Origin of the sequence: Mycobacterium sp. E3247 (assembly GCF_001667785.1) — a bacterium.
Lineage (GTDB): Bacteria > Actinomycetota > Actinomycetes > Mycobacteriales > Mycobacteriaceae > Mycobacterium.
The window spans coordinates 1-2,811 of the sequence record NZ_LZJG01000523.1 but is presented as its reverse complement, the minus strand read 5'-3'; the positions used below and the strand labels follow the sequence as shown (position 1 = coordinate 2,811).

The 2,811-nt window shown below is 65.3% G+C and carries 3 protein-coding genes; 2 read left to right on the top strand and 1 reads right to left on the bottom strand.

Annotated elements, in window-relative coordinates:
* The first annotated feature begins 292 nt into the window (after positions 1-292).
* Positions 293-1,096 (top strand): TylF/MycF/NovP-related O-methyltransferase, encoded by an 804-nt coding sequence (locus tag A9X04_RS26940; RefSeq protein WP_067927515.1) that lies wholly within the window; start codon positions 293-295, stop codon positions 1,094-1,096.
* Between the two features lie 113 nt (positions 1,097-1,209).
* Positions 1,210-2,013, top strand: a complete 804-nt coding sequence (locus tag A9X04_RS26935; protein ID WP_067927513.1) for a TylF/MycF/NovP-related O-methyltransferase — start codon at positions 1,210-1,212, stop codon at positions 2,011-2,013.
* A 9-nt stretch (positions 2,014-2,022) separates the two neighbouring features.
* Here the strand turns inward: A9X04_RS26935 and A9X04_RS31175 are convergent.
* The coding region (locus tag A9X04_RS31175; protein ID WP_369829024.1) for a glycosyltransferase at positions 2,023-2,811 on the bottom strand (789 nt) is incomplete at its 5' end.

Below are 2,811 nucleotides of genomic sequence, written 5' to 3'. Positions count from 1 at the left end.
CAAGATCCTGGCCCCCGAGTGCACGGCTCGCGCGCGCGAGATCGCCTGCCGGATGAGCAAACCGTCCGAGAGCGTCGGACGCGCCGTCGACCTGCTGGAGAAGTTCGCCCGCTCGGGACACTGTGACCGCACGGCCACAGCGGAGCATCGTCGCTGAGCTGTCGTGGTGAGTCGGCATCCAAGTTGGCAATGCGGGCCAAGATGATGGATAGACTGCGAAACGCATTGAGCGCCTCGACGGGGCGTCTAGGCTCATGACCGGGACTATCGACTTGCGGATTAAGGGGCAACTTTGGCCGTGACTGATCACGACACGCGGTTTGCATACCTCGACTTGCTCCGACGCGACCTGACCAGGTACGGCAACGACGAGTTGGTGCCGGTGGGCTGGTACCGCCTGGGACGCCCCTTGTTCAGCACCCGCAATTTCATGCTGGTGCGCAAGCGCCCGTTCAACAAGCACGCACGCGACCTGGGCCTCGATTGGCCGGCGGACGCCTTGACGATGATCGGGATGCAGCGGCTGACCAGCCTGCAGCATTGCGTGGAGACGGTGTTGGAGGAGGACGTCCCAGGCGACCTGGTCGAGTGTGGCGTGTGGCGCGGCGGCGCGTCGATCTTGATGCGCGCGGTGCTGGCCGCGTACGGGGACGAGAAGCGTTGTGTGTGGCTGTGCGACTCGTTCGCCGGCGTACCACCACCGGATGTCGCAAACTACAAGCAGGACAAGGGCATTACGCTGCATCGTCACGCGCGGATCCTGGGGGTGCCCGAAGCCGAAGTGCGGGGCAATTTCGAGCGTTACGGGTTGCTGGACGACCAGGTTCGGTTCGTCCCCGGCTGGTTCAAGGACACGCTGCAGGATGCGCCGATCGATCGCATCTCGGTGCTGCGACTCGACGGCGACCTGTACGAGTCCACCATCCAGGCGCTCGACGCGCTGTATCCGCGGCTGTCACCCGGTGGCTTCTGCATCGTCGACGACTACCACGCGATCAAGGCATGCGAGCAAGCGGTGACGGACTACCGCGAAAAGCACGGCGTGACCTCGGAGATCGTCGAGATCGACGGCACCGGCGTGCTGTGGCGCAAGTAGCCCGCGTCAGAGTTTCCAGTTTGAAAGTTCGTGGCCACCAAAAGCTTTCCCCCTAGGGCGGACGAGCCGGTGAACCCGTCGAATTCGTCGCGGATGAGGTCTTTGCGAGTGTTATGGTTGCCGCCGTGGCAACAGGGCTGACAACCGGAACCCGCCTGCGGATGTGGTGGGTACGCACCGAGTACTGGCTCGCGCGGACCATCCTTCCCGACGTCTACGCGAACGACGCGCTGGTCACGTTCAACAACTTTCACGCGTTCCTCGACGATCCGGACTTCCAGCGCGCCTACCGGCGCGGCGCCCGCTCCCTGGGCAAAGAGGATTGGTATCAGTGGCAGTGGCGCGTGCACGTCGGGCTGTGGGCGGCGGCCAGCGCCAGCAAGCTTGACGGCGACTTCGTCGAATGCGGCGTCAGCTACGGATTCTTGAGCAGCGCCATCATGGAATACCTGGACTGGGACCGGCTGGGTAAAACGTTCTACCTGCTCGACACGTTCGCCGGACTCGACCCGCGCTTCGTCACCGAGAACGAGCGCCGCGCCGGGGCATTGGCGATCAGCGAAGATCACCTGCGCAACGGGATGTATGCCAGTGGGGTCGAAAGTGTCCGCGCGAATTTTGCGGAGTGGCACAACCACCGCATCATCGTCGGCGCGGTTCCGGAGACACTCGACGAGGTCGACGCGACCGCCGTCGCCTATCTGCACATCGACATGAACTGCGCGCCACCGGAAGTCGCCGCACTGCGCTATTTCTGGCCACGGCTCACACCCGGAGCCTTCGTGCTTCTCGATGACTACGCCAACCGGGGGCGCGACGAGCAGCGCGCCGCCATGGATGCGGTGGCGAACGAACTGGGCGTGAAGATCTGCGCGTTGCCCACGGGGCAGGGCCTGCTGATCAAGCCGGCGCGTTAAGAAGGCGCTTCAGCCGGAAGCTTTCTCCCGGGCGGCCTGCTCCAAGAGATCGGCGGCCTTGGCGACGCTCTCGGCGGGGGTGGTCATCCGGCCGGCGAGTTCGCGGGCCCGGGCCGCATACTCCGGGGCGAGGATCTCGCGGAGGTCCGCGACAAGCGTGCCTTCGGTGGTCTCCGAGAAGCGCCGGGCGGTTCCCACCTTGAGGCGCTTGACCTGATTTCCCCAGTACGGCTGGTCGGCCGAGCTCCACAGGATCAGCGTGGGGACCCCGGCACGCAGGCTTGCGGCCGTGGTGCCCGAACCCCCGTGATGAACGACCGCCCGGCAGGCCGGGAAGACCGATGCGTAATTCACCACGCCCACGAGCTTGACGTGGTCGGAATGTGGGACTCCGCTGAAGTCGGTTCCGCCGAAACACAGCAGAGCCCGCTCGCCCAAGGTGGCGCACGCCGAGCTGATCATCTCGACTGTGGCGGAAGCGGATTCGAGCGGGATGCTGCCCGAACCGAAGCAGATCGGCGGCGATCCACCGGCGATCCACGATGCCACGTCCTCGTCGGCGTCGGTGGTCAACTCCATGGTCAGCGGGCCGACAAATGGCCGGAGGCCATCCCATTTCGCCCATTCGGCCGCCAGGCCGGGAAAGCAAACCTCGTCATAAGCCTGGATTTCCAGCGCTCCGCGCTGGGCAATCCGTCGCGGCGAGGGACCCGTCGCCCGGGGCAGGCCGAGTTCGCGGCGCTGCGCATCCTCGACCTTCTTGTTGAGGCGCCAACTGAACCAGTCGAACGCCGTCAT

What these genes read in the sequence shown, in the direction of transcription:
- A9X04_RS26935 (WP_067927513.1), top strand. Translation starts at nt 1,210, where the DNA reads ATGGTTGCCGCCGTGGCAACAGGGCTGACAACCGGAACCCGCCTGCGG.